Below are 13,111 nucleotides of genomic sequence, written 5' to 3' on the forward strand. Positions count from 1 at the left end.
GCCCCGCCGTCGTGCCGTCCCGGGTCCAGGCGCGCGACGGCGTCCCCGTCGCGGCCCGCCCGGTAGCGCCGGTCGAACTCCTCTCCCAGCTCCGCCCGCAGGCGCTCGGTGAGCCGCGCGACGAAGACACCGCCGCCACCGCCGCCTCCGCGCAGCCGTGCCGCGGCACCGAGCACCTCCGCCGCGGCACCGGGATCTCCGCGATGCGCGGCCACCTGCGCGAGGGCCGCGCCGAGCAGGGCGAGGACGGGCCGGTCTCCGGTCGCCGTGGCCACGGGGTACGCCTCGCGCAGATCGGCGAGGGCCTGGTCCAGCCGCCGCGGGTCGCCCGCGGCGGCGAGGGCGTTCACGACCGCGGTGGAGGCGAGCACGGTGGTGACGACGTGGCCGCGCACCGCCGTGGTCCGGCGCGCGGCGGTCAGGCGCGTGCGGACGTCGTCGGCCAGGCGCAGCGCTCCCTCGTGGTCGCCGTCCACCCAGTCGACGCCGGTCGTCATCGCGTCGGCCAGCAGGCCCGTCTCCACGCTCCGCCACGAGCCGCCCGCCGGCCGCAGGGCGGCCAGGTCCTCCCGCGCCGCCCCGTTGTCCCCCGACGACCACCTCAGCCAGGCCGTCCGCAGCCGCAGGAACCGGGCGTCGTAGGACGCTCCCAGCTCGCGCGCGGCCCGCAGCGCCACCCCGCAGTCGGCGAGCGCACCCGGCAGGTCGCCGTCGACGGCCTTCAGCTGGGCCTGGAGGCTGGTCGTGATCGCGATGCCCCAGCGGTCCCCCGCCTCGCGGAAACCACGGGCCGCGAGGGCGACCTCGGCCCGCATCCGGTCCGGGTCGCCACCGTTCTCCGCCCGGCCCGCGGCCGCCGCGTGCACCACCGCGCGCAGCCACGGGTCGGACGGCGGAGGAACGGGACCGTCCGCGGCGAGACCGGCCATGCCGGGGAAGAGCTCCGCCATCGCCGCGATGCCGCCGTAGGGCGCCGGAGCCGCCCGCCACCGCCGGTGCAGCTCCGCGCCGGCGCCGGCCACGCGCCCCTCCTCCAGCAGGGCCATCGCCCGCACCGCCTCGGCGTGCACGAGGTGCGGCTCGTCGATTCCCCGGTGGGCGTCGATCAGCCGGTCCAGCCAGCCGATGTCGTGGGCGTTGCCGGTCATCCTGGTCAGCCACGCGGTGCTCAGCGTCGACATCAGCGCGGCGCGCGGCCGCCCCGAGTCGAGCAGGAACCGGCGGGCGGCGGCGATGTTCGCCTCCTCCGCGCGCAGGGTGGCGAGCGCCGGCAGCTGGTCGTGGCCGCGCAGCACGGGTTCGAGCGCGTCGGTGAGCCCGGCGAAGTGGCCGGCGTGCCGTTCGCGCCAGGAGTCGGCCAGGCCCTGCTCGGTCAGCCGGTCGAGGCCGTACTCGCGCAGCGTCTCGAGCATCCGGCAGCGGATCGGGGTGTCCGGCTGGATCGTCAGCAGCGACTTCTCGGCGAGGGCGACCAGCAGGTCGCCGATCTCGTCCGCGGGCAGCGCGTCGTCGGCGCAGACGGCCACGGCCGCCTCCTCGGTGGCGCCGCCGGGGAACACCGACAGCCGCTCGGCGAGGAGCCGTTCCCGCCCGGTCAGCAGGTCCCAGCTCCAGCCGACCACCGCGCGAAGCGTGCGGTGCCGCGGCAGGGCGGTGCGGTCGCCGCCGGTCAGCAGCCGGAACCGGTCGGAGAGCCTGCGGGCGATCTCCGCCACCGGCAGCACGCGCAGCCGGGCCACCGCGAGCTCGATCGCGAGCGGCAGGCCGTCGAGCCGGCGGACCACGGTGACCACGTCCCCGGCGGTCGAGTGGTCCAGGACGAAGCCGGGCCGGGCCGTCGCGGCGCGGTCGAGGAACAGCCGGACCGCGGGCGAACGGGCGGCCTCTCCGGGACCGGCGCCGGCCGGGGGCAGGGCGAGCGGCTCGACCGCGGTCAGCGCCTCGCCCGTCAGCCCGAGCGGTTCCCGGCTGGTCGCCAGCACCCGCACGCCGGGTGCGGCGGCGACGACCTCGGCGACCAGGCCGGCGACGGCGTCGACCACGTGCTCGCAGTTGTCCACCACCAGCAGCCCGTCCGCCTCGCCCAGCGCGTCGAGCAGCCGCTCGCGGTCGTCCCCGCCCGGACCTGCCCCGAGCCGGGTCTCGAGCAGGCCGAGCGCGTCCAGCACGGCCCGCGGCACGCCGGTGCCGGAGGTGACCGGCGCGAGCTCGACGACCCACGCCTCGCGGTGCCCGTCCGCCGACCAGGTCCGCGCCACCTCGGTGGCGAGCCTCGTCTTGCCCGCGCCGCCGGGCCCGACCAGCGTGCTCAGCCGGTGCGCCGCCACGGAGGACAGGACGGCGGCCACCTCCGCGTCGCGGCCGACGAAACTCGTGAGCGGTGTGCCCAGCGGCCGCTTCCGGCCGCGCCGCGGGTGCACCGGGCGGCCGAGGTCGCCGCCGAGCAGCCGCAGGTGCAGGTCGCGCAGCTCCGGTCCGGGGTCGGCGCCCAGCTGCCCGGCCAGGTCGCGGCGGATCCGCTCGTACGCGGCCAGCGCCTCACCACCGCGCCCGGTCGCGGCCAGCGCCGTGATCAGCTGCGCGGCGAAGTCCTCGCGCAGCGGGTGCTCGTCCACCGCGGTCCGCAGGTCGCCGGCCACCTCGCCGGCCCGGCCGAGCGCCAGTGCCGCGGCGAACCGGCCCGCGGCGGCGTCCAGGCGGAGGCGCTCCAGCTCGGCGGTCAGGCCGGGCAGGTGGGCCGCGTCGGGCACCCCTCCGAGCGCCGGTCCCCGCCACAGCGCGAGCGCCCGCCCGAACGCGTCCAGCGCGCCCTCGTCGTCCCCCGCCAGCGCCGCGCGGCGGCCGTCGGCCACCAGGTCGCGGAACTCGAGCACGTCGACGGCGTCGCGGTCGAGCGGCAACCGGTAGCCGTGCGCGTCCATCAGCACCGAACCCGCGCCGCCCAGCGCGGCGCGCAGCCGGGAGAGCAGGGACTGCAACGCGTGTGAGGCAGCGGCGGGCGGGGTGTCCGGCCAGATCGCGTCGACCAGTTCGTCCACGCTCACGGACCGGGGAACGGCCACCGCGAGCCGGCAGAGCGCCGCGCGCAGCCGGTCGCCGGCCAGCGGCACCACCACGCCGCCGACGGTCACCTCCAGCGGCCCCAGCACCGCCACGCGCACGCCGACCGCCATGCGCCCCACTCTGGCAGACGGCGCCCGCGGCACCGTTCGCGACCTGCGGGTACCAGCACCGCGTGTGTGCGGTATGTGCCGCGTGTGAGCGGTCCGAGCGAGCCTTCAGCCGTCGGGACAACGCACTTCGGAAGGTGATCAACCGTGCACGACGCAGTGATCGTGGGAGCCGGACCGGTCGGGCTCTTCCTGGCGTGCGAGCTCGCGCTCGCGGGCCGCACCGCCCTGGTGCTGGAGAAGGACCCCGAGCCGCGGTCGGCGTGGAAGAGGGCGCCGCTCGGCACGCGGGGCCTGTCCGCCGCGTCGGTGGAGGCCTTCTACCGGCGGGGGATGCTCGCCCCGGTGCTCGAGGCCGCCGGCCTGACCCACGACCCGGACGCCGAGCCCGCGCCGCCCCGGCCGCACGGCCACTTCGCCGGCATGATGATCGACCCGGCGAAGGTCGACCTGGCCGCGCTGCCGTTCCAGCTCCCCAGCCCGGCGAACCAGCAGGCCGTGGTGAACCTCGAGGCGGTCGAGACGCTGCTCGCCGCACGGGCGGCCGAGCTGGGAGTCGAGATCAGGCGCGGCAGCGAGGTCACGGCCGTCACCCAGGACGACGACGGCGTGGTCGCGCACGCGAACGGCGAGGAGCACCGGGCGCGGTGGCTGGCCGGCTGCGACGGCGGGCACAGCGCGGTGCGCAAGCTCGCCGGCTTCGAGTTCGTGGGCACCGGCCCGCGGTTCACCGGCTACATCGCCCAGGTCGGCCTGGCCGATCCGGAGAAGCTGAACCCGTGGTTCAACCTGACCCCGACCGGCATGTACCTCACGATGCCCGGCGGCGGCATCGGCATGATGGACTTCGACGGCGGCACGTTCGACCGTTCGCGGGCGCTGACCCGCGACCACCTCCAGGAGGTGCTGCGCCGGGTCTCGGGCACCGACGTGACGATCACGGACGTCGTCCTCGCGTCGACCTACACCGACCGCGCCATGCAGACCGCCACCTACCGGCGGGGCCGCGTTCTCCTGGCGGGCGACGCCGCGCACATCCACTCGCCCCTCGGCGGCCAGGGCCTCAACACCGGTCTCGGCGACGCGGTGAACCTGGGCTGGAAGCTCGCCGCCGTCCTCGCGGGCCACGCCGGGGAGGACCTGCTCGACACCTACGAGACCGAACGGCACCCCATCGGGGCCTGGGTGCTCGAGTGGACCCGCGCCCAGGTGGCGGCGATGGGACCGGACCAGCACTCCCAGGCGGCCCAGGCCGTGCTGCGCGACCTGATCGGCACCCCGGACGGGGCGACCTACGTGTACGGCAAGATGTCCGGCGCCTGGCTGCGCCTCGACGTCGGCGACGACCACCCGCTGGCCGGCCGCGGCGCCCCGGACTTCCGCTTCGGGGACGGGCGCCGGCTCGGCGCTCTGATGCGGGACGGGCGGGGCGTGCTGCTCGACTTCTCGCCCGACGGGTCGCTCAAGGCCGCCGCGGACCGCTGGGAGGGCCGGGTGCGGTACGTGGCCGGTTCACCGGAGAACGACCTCGGGCTGACCGCCGTGCTCGTCCGGCCCGACGGCGTGGTGGCGTGGGCGGCCGACGGACCCGGTGCGGCAGCAGCGTTCGAGGGTGCGGCGCGACGCTGGTTCGGTCCCGCGGCGGGCTGAACCCGGCGGAGCACGAGGGCCGGCTCCCCCGCCGAGGGGGAAGCCGGCCCGGTGTGCGTCACACGATCAGCGTTGCAGCGTCAGCACTCCCGGCCGGTACGGCAGGAGTCCGTAGTCGCCACCCGAGCTCGGGTTGCGGCCCTGGTAGAGCAGCTGCAGGTTGCAGGGGTCGATGGTCTTGGTCTGGTCGGGGTTGCTGCGGATGATGTCGCCGTGGCTGATGTCGTTGGTCCACGTCGCACCGCTGTTCGCCTTGCCCGCGAACGGGTTGCCCTCGCTCGCGGCCTGCGGCGTCCACGACCCGTTCAGGCTGCTGGAGGTGAACGAGCGGAAGTAGCGCCCGTTGCCGCCCATCGCCTCGACGATCATCAGGTACTGGTTCTGGCCCTGCACCTTGTAGACCTCGACGGCCTCGAACAGGTTCGCCTGGGTGTCGCTCATGATCGTCGTGTACGAGGAGCCGAAGTTGCCGGGGAAGTTCCCGATCGGCATGCTCGCCCGGTAGATCTTCCCGTTGTCACCGGCGAAGAACAGGTACATGTTCTGGCTGTCGCCGATGAGCGTCTGGTCGATCGGGCCGGTGCCGGAGCCGGAGATGCTGCCGGTGAAGAGCGTCTGCGGCGACGACCACCCGTTGGGGTTGGTCGGGTCGGTCGACGTCCGGTAGCTGAACGCGGGCCCGCCCCACTGGTAGGTGAGGACCCAGATGTTCTTCGGCGCGAAGTAGAACAGCGTCGGGGCGACGGTGCCCGAGTTCATGCCGTTCTGGCTCGCCGACCCCATGTCCGACCAGTTGGTGAACAGGCCGAAGTTCATCGAGCCCCACGTCTTGCCCGTGTCGTGCGTCGTCGAGTAGACGAGGTGCTTGCCGTTGTACATGACGTGGGTGAAGTCCTTGAGCGACACCCAGCCCTGCTTCGGCTGCGCCAGCGGACCGGTCGACGACCAGCGGTAGCTCGACGGCAGCTGGCAGGTGCCGCCGGGCTGGCTGGTGGTCGTCGTGGTCGGGCCCGTGCCGCCACCGACGCGGACGAGCTGCCACTGCTGGTTGGAGCCGTTCCAGTCGCTGTACTGCACGATGTTGCCGCCGTCGGCGGTCGAGCCGCCCTGGACCTCGACGGCCTTGCCGCTGTTGCGGTTCACCAGCCGCACGTAGCCGCTGTCGGAGTCGGCGAGCCGGAACTGCTGGTTGGTGCCGTTCGAGTCGGACCACTGGACGATGCTGCCGCCGTCGGCGGTGGAGAAGTTGTAGACGTCGAGCACCTTGCCCGACAGCCGCGACTTCAGCCGGTAGTAGCCGTCGCCGGAGTCGACGAACTGCCACTGCTGCTGGTTGCCGTCGTTGCGCGCCCACTGGGTGATGCGCGCGCCGTCGTTGGTGGCGAGGTTGTAGACGTCCAGCGCCTTGCCGCTGTTGCGGTTGACCAGCACGTACCAGGCGGTCGTGTCGACGGTCGCCGCCGACACGGGCGCCGCGGTGAAGGCCGCCACCACTCCGCCCAGCAGGACGGCGACGGCGGCGGTGATGCCCGCCAGGCGACGTCCTCGGGCGCGGGGGACGGAGGTGGGCGGGTGATGGCCTGATCCGGCCATGTGCGTGCTCCTCTTCGTCGAGGTTGGGGAGAACGCGCACCGGCAACGTTCGATCGACCGCCTGCGCCTGGCGGTCGAGCGTGCGTTTCCCGAACGCACAGCGGGTGCGTCGCGAGGGGCGACTGCTGCGGTCACCGGGTCGCGTCCACCAAACTGTGGAGGAGGATCTCCGCGCGGTCAAGGAACGTCGAACGCGTTCGACGGCGGCCCGGAACGCGGTGGTGCTGCTAAAAGTCCGCGCGGTTCCTTGAGCCGCGCCCGCCCCCGGTCAGGCGTCGGCGCCAACCGCGAACTCGGCCCAGACGGTCTTGCGCTCACCACCGGTGCGCACGCCCCAGTCGCTCGCCAGCGCGTTCACGAGGGTCATGCCGCGACCGCGGAACGACCCGATCGAGGAGACGCCCGGTGTGGGCAGGACCCGCGGGCTCGCGTCGTCGACCTCGACGCGGATCACCCGTCCCCCGGCGTCCCGCGCGACCCGGACGTCACGGGGTCCGCACGCGTGGTCGTAGGCGTTGCTGACGAGCTCCGTGCACACCAGCAGGATGTCGTCGAGCAGGTCGTCCCGGCAGCCGCGGAACGTCGCCCGCAGCCACCGCCGGATGTGCACGAGCGGCGGTGAGTCCTCCGGCAGCCCGGGACTCACCGCGTCGGCCGGACCCGCCGGCTCTTCCCCACCTGACTGCCACCCGGCCAAGGACTGCCCCAGTTGTCGTCGCGGACGGATCGACCGGTGGATACCCGTCCCCGGCTCCGGCAAACGGAGCAGACGGGTGTCCACCGGCCCCGGGACTCAGAACCCGCCGGGCAGCACGAGCACGGCCCACGCCGCGACCGGGCCCAGTCCGACGATCACGCAGGTGTAGGAGACGACCTGGCGGTAGAACCGGGTCCGGTCGACGCCGCGCGCGTTGGCGAGGACCAGCGCGCCGTTGGTGGAGAACGGCGAGACGTCGACGATCGTGGTGGAGATGGCCATGGCGGCCACGACTCCCGCGACCGGCAGCGCGTCGGTGAGCAGCAGCGGGATCGCCATCGGGATGGTCGCGGTGAGGATCGCCGTCGACGAGGCGAACGCCGAGGTGACGCCGACGATCACGCACAGCACGAGCGCGACCAGCAGCGGAGCGCCCAGGCCCACGGCGCCGTGGGCGACCCAGTCGATCGTGCCGGAGTGCTCGAGCACGCCCACGTAGGTGACCATGCCGGCGACCAGCAGGATCGTCGGCCAGCTGATGCCCTCGACGGCCTTGCCGAGGTTCTCCCGGTCGAGCAGGGCGAGCACGGCGCCGGCGGCCAGCGCGAGGAACCCGATCTGCAGGTGGAACGCGAGGGCGCCGACCACCAGCACGACCAGGGCCGCGAGGGTGGCGCGCTGGCGCCAGGTCACCGCGGCGGTCCGCGGCCTGGTCGCCGTGGCGACACCGCCACCGCCGCCGGGTGCCGCCGCACCGGACGGCGCGTCACCGGCAGAGGTCTGGTCGTCCGGGCGCTCGACGAAGCTCTCCTCGCCGCGGCGGCGCAGCATCACGTAGGTGCCGGCGGCCAGCAGCAGGTTGAAGCCCATGCTCGCGAAGAACAGCGCCGCGTGGGAGACCGTCAGGCCGGACTTGGCGACGATGCCGTGGACGAGCGCGCCGGACACCGCCACGGGCGAGAACGCGCCGGCGTGGGCGCCGCAGATGACCATCATGCCGATCATCAACGGGCTGATGCGGTAGGTGAACGCGAAGCTCATGCCGACCGGCACCAGCAGCGCGACGGCCGCGGGTGTGAACGTTCCCAGCGCGGTGAGCGCGGCCGCGACGGCGAACAGCACCCACGGCACGAGGATCGCGCGGCCGCGGACGAGCCGGATCCCGCCCTGCACGAGCAGGTCGATGGTGCCGTTGAGCTTGGCGACGGAGAACAGGTAGGTCACTCCGACGACGGTGATGAACAGCGAGACCGGGAAGCCCTCGAAGATCTCCCCGTCCTCGAGCCCGAACACGAACGTGCCGACGAGGAAGGAAGCGACCAGCGCGAGGATGCCGATGTTGATCGGCAGCACGGTGGCGACGACGAACATGCCGCCCAGGACCAGGATCGCGATTATCTGTGATGACATCATTGTCCTCTGGGGGTCGTCCGGCCCGCCCGGCGTCTCCGTCCTGGCGGGACGGTGCGGGTCAGGCGGCCGGTGCGGCGACCGGTGTCGTGGGCACGTTCGCGTCGTCGGGCAGGACGAGGGTGGCGTCGCCGATGCGGCGCGTCGTCCGGGTGACCCCGATGGCGAGCAGTCCGTCGCGGGTGCCCGCGCGGGTCGTGACGACCCCGGCCGGAGTGTCCAGGCGCAGCACCTCCTGCTCTCCGGCGGTGAACCGGGACAGCACGGTACCCGGCGTGCGGGCCGCCGCGGTGAGCGCGACGCTCCCGGTGATCGCCAGCGCGGGGTGCGTGCGCCCCATGGACAGCATCCGCACGGTCAGGTCGGACCGGTCCGGGTGGCCGGCGCTGACCAGGGCGAGCTTGGGCGTGGCCCGCGCGGCCTCCGCCGGGCTGCCGGCGAGCCCCATGCGCACGGCCGCGGCCCGCCTGATCCGGTCGAGCCGGCGCAGGAGGTCGTCGCGGGCGTCGAGCTCCGCCGGGGTGGCGCCGCCGTCGGCACCGACCTCGTCGGCGGGGACGAGGACCACGGGGGCGCCGGCGTCGAGCAGCGTGACGGGCACGCCGTCCACCACGTCGACGGCGTTGCCGGTGGGCAGGAGCGCCCCGGTCGTGCGCCCGGCGGGGTCGACGAACCACAGCCGCACCCCGAGACCGGGCTGGGCCACACCGGGGATGACGTCCTGGCCCTCCTCGGTGACGCGGCCGCCGGGCGTCGGCACGTCGGCGACGATCAGCTGGCCGGTGTTGGTGTTGTCGATCCGGACCGTGGTCACGTCGCCGGTGGGCGCCACCCAGCCGCGGCGCAGCGCGTAGGGCCCGACGACGGCCGAGCAGTTGCCGCAGTTGCTGGTCCAGTCGACCCGCCCCTCGGCGATGCCGATCTGGGCGAAGGTGTACTCGACGTCGATGCCGGGCCGGTCGCTCCTCGCGAGCACCACGGCCTTGCTGGTGGTGGACGTCGCGCCGCCGACGCCGTCGACCTGGCGCGGGTCGGGACTTCCGTAGAGCCGCAGCAGCACCTCGTCGACGCCGCGGCCGGGCACCGCCAGCACGTCGCGGTCGAACACCCAGCACTTGCTGGTGCCGCCGCGCATCCACGTCGCCGGTATCTCTCGCACAGCCACTCCTCCACCTCCACGGGAACGATGGCCACCGTGACGGGCGACGAGCATGAACACAATCGACAAAATGCAGATGGCCGTGAAGCCAAGCTTCACGCTCAATGCTGGCTTTCGGGCACGTACGGGCTGCCACTGTGAGTGTGAGCCGGGGCGAGAGGCTGAAGCTAAACTGCACGTACTTCCTCGATCGCTCAACCGGGCGCATCGAAATTTCTCGACCGAGGAGCCGCTCGTGCTCGACGTACGGCGTCTGGCGCTGCTCGCCGCCGTGGTGGACACGGGATCGATGACCGCCGCCGCGGAACAGCTCGGCTACAGCCCGTCCGCCGTCTCGCAACAGCTGCGCCGGCTCGAGGTGGAGGCCGGCCAGCCCCTGCTGCACCGCCAGGCCAGGGGCGTGCGCCCGACCGAGGCGGGAGCGCTGCTGGCGGGCCACGCGCGGCACGTCCTGCGCCGCCTGAGCGCCGCCGAGGCCGACCTGGCCGAGCTCGCGGGCCTGCGCCGCGGCACGATCTCGGTCGGCGTGTTCCCCACGGTCGCGAGCGCCCTGCTGCCGCTGGTCGTGAGCCGGTTCCGCCGCCAGTACCCCGACCTGCGGCTGGACGTGCGCAGCACCCGGTTCGAGGAGCTCGTCGAGCTCCTGGAGGACGGCACGGTCGGCATCGCGCTGCTGTGGGACTACGCCTGGCACCGCGTCGACGTGCCCGGCATCTCGCTGACCCCGCTGCTCGACGACCCGACGGTGCTCGTGGTCGCCGCCGACCACCGCCTGGCCCGCAAGCGGTTCACCACCATGTCCGAGCTGGCCGGCGAGGAGTGGATCGTCCGCGGCCACGACCACCCGGTGGCCGGGGTGCTGGAACGCAGCTGCCGCGCCGCCGGGTTCACCCCGAGGATCGCCTTCGAGGCCAACGACTACCAGGAGGCGCAGGCCATGGTGAGCGTCGGCCTGGGCGTGGCGCTGGCCCCCAGGACCGCGGTGCGCAACCCGCACCCGGACGTGCGCGTGCTCGCCCTGGGCACCGACGTGCCGGCCCGCCGCGTCCTGCTGGCCCACCGCCAGGACCGGCTCCGGGCGCCCGCCGAGCTGGCGATGCACCAGCTGCTCGTGGACGTGGCCCGGGAGTACCAGACGAAGGCCTGACCAGTACCGCGTGCTTGCGGTGTGACGGGCTCCGCGACCGGGTGCGCCGCAAGCCCGTCCCGGCGATGCCTGCCGCCGGCTTCGCCCCTCGCCGAGCTCACGCGCCGGACTGCCCCGCCGTCACGCCCGTGGCGCGAGCTCCTGCGCCAGCACGCCGATCGCCTCCGGCCCGGTCCGGCAGCACCCGCCCACGAGCCGCGCCCCGCCCTCGACCCAGGCCCCGGCGGAGAACCCGGTCCCGCCCCCGGTCCACGACCGCTCCCGCGCGTCCCAGGTCTCCCCGCTGTTCGGGTACACGACGACCGGCAGCCCGGTCACGCGCCGCGCCACCTCCACCGCGCCCGCGACGTCCTCCGGCGCGCAGCAGTTCACGCCGACCGCGATCACCTCGTCCACACCGGACACCGCCGCGAACGCCTCCTCCAGCGGCTGCCCCGCACACGTCCGGTCGCCGCGGACGCTGTACGACAGCCACGTCGCCATCCCGCTGCCGCGCACGACGTCCAGCACCGCCACGGCCTCGTCGACGTCCGGGATCGTCTCCGCCGCGAGCACGTCCGGCCCGGCCGAGCACAGCACCTCGATCCGCGGCCGGTGGAACTCGGCGAGCTCCCGCCGCGAAAGCCCGTAGCGGCCCCGGTACTCCGACCCGTCCGCCAGCACGGCGCCGTAGGGGCCGACCGACGCCGCCACCCAGCGCTGTCCGTCCACATCGGACGCGGCGGACCGCGCGAGCGCGACGGACGAGCGCAGCAGCCGGGCCGTCCCGTCGCGGTCGATGCCGCGGTCCGCGAAGCCGGCGAAGCTCGCCTGGTAGCTCGCGGTGATGGCGACCTCTGCTCCCGCCCGGTAGAAGGCGAGGTGCGCGGCGCGCACGGCGTCCGGCGCGCTCAGCAGCAGCCGCGCCGACCACAGCGAGTCGGAGAGGTCGTGCCCGGCCTGTTCCAGCGCCGTGGACAGGCCGCCGTCGAGCACGACGACGCCGCGTGCCAGCGCTTGCACCAGTTCCATTCCGCCGAGTGTACGAGCGGAGGAGTGCGCGACAGCCGCTCCGCCGAAAGGGTCGCGCACTCCTCCAGGACGATCTCCCGGGCACGGGGTCGCACGCGCGCGCCGCGTTTTCGCGCGTGCGAATGCCCGGAGACCGCCCGTCACAACCCGCCCGCGGGACGAGCGCGGGCGGAGCCGGTCAGCCGGTGGCACCCCGGTGGGTGACCGGGTCCGGGGTGCTGGCCCGCCGCGACAGCCGCGGTGGCAGCAGCATCAACGGGGGTGGCTGCTTGCCCTCGAGCTTCGCCACCAGCAGGTCGACGGCGTGCCGGCCGAGCTCCTCCGCCGGCAGCCGCACGGAGGTGAGCAGGGGTGACGACTGCTCGGCCAGCTCGTCGGGGCAGATCGCGACCACGGCGACGTCACCGGGGACCGCGCGGCCCGCGGCGCGCAGGCAGGTGGTGATCCAGCCGAGCGCCGCCTCGTTGTGCACGACCAGCGCCGTCATCGACGGGTGGGCGCGGATCAGCGCCTTCGTCGCCCTGAGCACCGAGTCGTGGTCGCCCTCCACGGACAACGCCGTCGCGGCCACTCCCCTGCGCATCGCCGCCGCGCTGAAGCCGTTCATCGTGCGGTGGGCGAACCCCGTGCTGCGCCGGTAGACCGCGCTCGGCGCGCCGAGGAAGCCGATCGACCGGTGCCCGAGGTCCGCGAGGTGGTCGACGCACTTCGCGCCCGCCGCCTCGAAGTCGAGGTCCACGCACGTGAGCCCGCGCGCCGCCGCCGGGTGTCCGATGAGGACGGACGGCTTGGAGAGCTGCCGCAGCAACGGCACGCGCTCGTCGTCCATCTCCACGTCCATCACGAGGAACCCGTCGACCTGGGCGCTGTTCGCCGCCCTGCGCAGGCCCGCCGCGCCGTCGTCCGCCGTCATCAGCAACAGGTCCATGTCGTACCTGCGCGCTGTCGTCACCGCCGCCGTGACGAAGCGCATCACCGCCGGCAGGTGCGTGCCCGCCCGCAGCGGGAGCACCAGGCCGATCACGTTGGTCCTCGCGGAGGACAGCGCGCGGTCGGTGACGTGCGGCTGGTAGCCCAGCTGCCGGATGCTCTCCCGGACCCTCGTCTTCGTGTCCGCGGAGATCGTTCTCTTGCCGGTGAGGACGTAGGAGACCGTGCTGGGGGCTACCCCGGCATGCCGTGCGACGTCCGCGATGGTGACCACACAGCCTCCTTCCACGCCTACACCCGGTGAGCGTGTCGACACCATAAGGAGCACCTTCTGATGACATCAA

General features: G+C 74.1%; 9 protein-coding genes. 2 read left to right on the forward strand and 7 right to left on the reverse strand.

Annotated elements, in window-relative coordinates; all coding sequences use genetic code 11:
• The coding region (locus ACFWGZ_RS17055) for a BTAD domain-containing putative transcriptional regulator (RefSeq protein WP_382452462.1) at positions 1-3,173 on the reverse strand (3,173 nt) is incomplete at its 3' end.
• A 144-nt stretch (positions 3,174-3,317) separates the two neighbouring features.
• Here ACFWGZ_RS17055 and ACFWGZ_RS17060 point away from each other — a divergent pair.
• Positions 3,318-4,820, forward strand: a complete 1,503-nt coding sequence (locus ACFWGZ_RS17060) for an FAD-dependent oxidoreductase (protein ID WP_382452463.1) — start codon at positions 3,318-3,320, stop codon at positions 4,818-4,820.
• 66 nt (positions 4,821-4,886) lie between these two features.
• On the opposite strand, the gene ACFWGZ_RS17065 is transcribed toward ACFWGZ_RS17060, so the two are convergent.
• The 4 genes from ACFWGZ_RS17065 to ACFWGZ_RS17080 all read right to left on the reverse strand — a co-directional run bounded on the left by ACFWGZ_RS17065 (position 4,887) and on the right by ACFWGZ_RS17080 (position 9,679).
• Entirely contained in the window at positions 4,887-6,413 is a 1,527-nt protein-coding gene (locus ACFWGZ_RS17065) for a non-reducing end alpha-L-arabinofuranosidase family hydrolase (RefSeq protein ID WP_382452464.1), read from the reverse strand.
• Between the two features lie 268 nt (positions 6,414-6,681).
• Positions 6,682-7,059: an ATP-binding protein gene (locus tag ACFWGZ_RS17070; protein WP_382452465.1), complete on the reverse strand. Its 378-nt coding sequence runs from the start codon at positions 7,057-7,059 to the stop codon at positions 6,682-6,684.
• Positions 7,060-7,206: 147 nt separating this feature from the next.
• Positions 7,207-8,520 carry an SLC13 family permease gene (locus ACFWGZ_RS17075; RefSeq protein WP_382452466.1) on the reverse strand — a complete coding sequence of 438 codons (1,314 nt, stop codon included), beginning with the start codon at positions 8,518-8,520 and terminating at the stop codon, positions 7,207-7,209.
• Between the two features lie 61 nt (positions 8,521-8,581).
• Positions 8,582-9,679 (reverse strand): PrpF domain-containing protein, encoded by a 1,098-nt coding sequence (locus tag ACFWGZ_RS17080; RefSeq protein ID WP_382452467.1) that lies wholly within the window; start codon positions 9,677-9,679, stop codon positions 8,582-8,584.
• Between the two features lie 235 nt (positions 9,680-9,914).
• Here ACFWGZ_RS17080 and ACFWGZ_RS17085 point away from each other — a divergent pair, with 235 nt between their 5' ends.
• The gene (locus ACFWGZ_RS17085) at positions 9,915-10,826 is read left to right on the forward strand and encodes a LysR family transcriptional regulator (RefSeq protein ID WP_382452468.1); all 912 of its coding nucleotides are present in this window, start codon (positions 9,915-9,917) and stop codon (positions 10,824-10,826) included.
• A 120-nt stretch (positions 10,827-10,946) separates the two neighbouring features.
• Here the strand turns inward: ACFWGZ_RS17085 and mmuM are convergent, their stop codons facing one another.
• Both mmuM and ACFWGZ_RS17095 read right to left on the reverse strand, forming a co-directional pair.
• Entirely contained in the window at positions 10,947-11,837 is an 891-nt protein-coding gene (gene mmuM, locus ACFWGZ_RS17090) for a homocysteine S-methyltransferase (RefSeq protein WP_382452469.1), read from the reverse strand.
• 178 nt (positions 11,838-12,015) lie between these two features.
• Complete coding sequence (locus tag ACFWGZ_RS17095; protein WP_382452470.1) at positions 12,016-13,041, reverse strand: LacI family DNA-binding transcriptional regulator; 1,026 nt, start codon at positions 13,039-13,041, stop codon at positions 12,016-12,018.
• Positions 13,042-13,111 lie beyond the last annotated feature (70 nt).

The organism is Lentzea sp. NPDC060358 (assembly GCF_042725365.1).
GTDB lineage: Bacteria > Actinomycetota > Actinomycetes > Mycobacteriales > Pseudonocardiaceae > Lentzea.

What these genes read in the sequence shown, in the direction of transcription:
- ACFWGZ_RS17075 (WP_382452466.1), bottom strand. Translation starts at nt 8,520, where the DNA reads ATGTCATCACAGATAATCGCGATCCTGGTCCTGGGCGGCATGTTCGTC.
- ACFWGZ_RS17065 (WP_382452464.1), bottom strand. Translation starts at nt 6,413, where the DNA reads ATGGCCGGATCAGGCCATCACCCGCCCACCTCCGTCCCCCGCGCCCGA.
- mmuM (WP_382452469.1), bottom strand. Translation starts at nt 11,837, where the DNA reads ATGGAACTGGTGCAAGCGCTGGCACGCGGCGTCGTCGTGCTCGACGGC.